Annotated in this window: 1 protein-coding gene; it reads left to right on the top strand. The window is 67.2% G+C overall.

What is annotated here, in order from left to right:
* Positions 1–1,135: NF041680 family putative transposase (locus tag E1288_RS46430; protein ID WP_132495727.1), on the top strand; the 1,135-nt coding region annotated here is incomplete at its 5' end.
* Positions 1,136–1,143: the final 8 nt, after the last annotated feature.

The following is a 1,143-nucleotide window of genomic DNA, read 5'->3' as shown; positions in this document are numbered from 1 at the left end:
CCCGGATGCCCACACCTCACCGGACCGCTCGTTTTGTCATACCTACGGTCGCGGCAAGGACCAGCACCTGATGATCCCCGGCTGGCCCTACTCGATCGTCGCGGCACTGGAAACGGGCCGTACCTCGTGGACCGCGCTGCTGGACGCGATGCGGCTTGAGCCGGGAGCCGATGTGGCAGCGGTGACCGCCGTTCAGATCCGCCAGGTCGTCGAGCGACTCATCACGGCTGGTCAGTGGCGTGACGGGGATCCGGAGGTCCTGGTCGTGCTGGATGCCGGCTACGACGCCCCGCGCGTCGCCCACTTGCTGGCAGAGCTGCCGGTGCAGATCGTTGGCCGGATGCGCTCGGACCGCGTCCTGCGCAGGCCTGCGCCACCACGCCTGCCCGGCACGAACGGTCGGCCACCTAAGCACGGCGGTGAGTTCGTCTTCGGCGACCCGGCCTCGTGGGGCACCGAGCAGGCGGTGACCGCTACCGACACTCACCGATACGGACAGGCCCGGGCTCAGGTGTGGGACCGGCTGCATCCGCGGCTGACTCGTCGAGCAGCGTGGGCTGATCACGAGGGGCCGCTGCCGGTCATCGAAGGCACCCTCATCCGGCTGACCGTCGATCACCTGCCCAGTGGAGGTAAAGCGAAACCGGTGTGGCTGTGGTGGTCCACAGTGGATGTCACCGAGGCGGACGTTGACCGCTGCTGGCAGGCATACCTGCGACGTTTCAACATCGAACACACCTTCCGGCTGTTCAAACAAACTCTCGGATGGACCGTCCCGAAGCTGCGGAACCCCGAAGCCGCCGACCGCTGGAGTTGGCTGATCATCACCGCATACACCCAACTCCGCCTGGCCCGGCCACTCACCGATGATCTACGGCGACCATGGGAAAAACCAGCCCCACCCGAGCGGCTCACACCCGCCCGTATCCGACGCGGGTTTCGAAACCTGCGCGCGAAGGCCCCCTCACCATCACGTGCACCAAAACCCTCCCGGCCCGGCCCCGGACGACCACCCGGCTCGACCAACCGCCACCGCGCCACCCGCCACGACGTCGGACGAATCCTCGCCACCGGCCAGGCCTACCAACGCCCCACCCACCACAAGACAGGCACCAAACCCAGGCGCAAGGGTTAAAGATCAAG

The organism is Saccharopolyspora elongata (assembly GCF_004348985.1).
Classification (GTDB): Bacteria; Actinomycetota; Actinomycetes; order Mycobacteriales; family Pseudonocardiaceae; genus Saccharopolyspora; species Saccharopolyspora elongata.
This window is presented reverse-complemented; position numbering and strand designations above follow the sequence as displayed.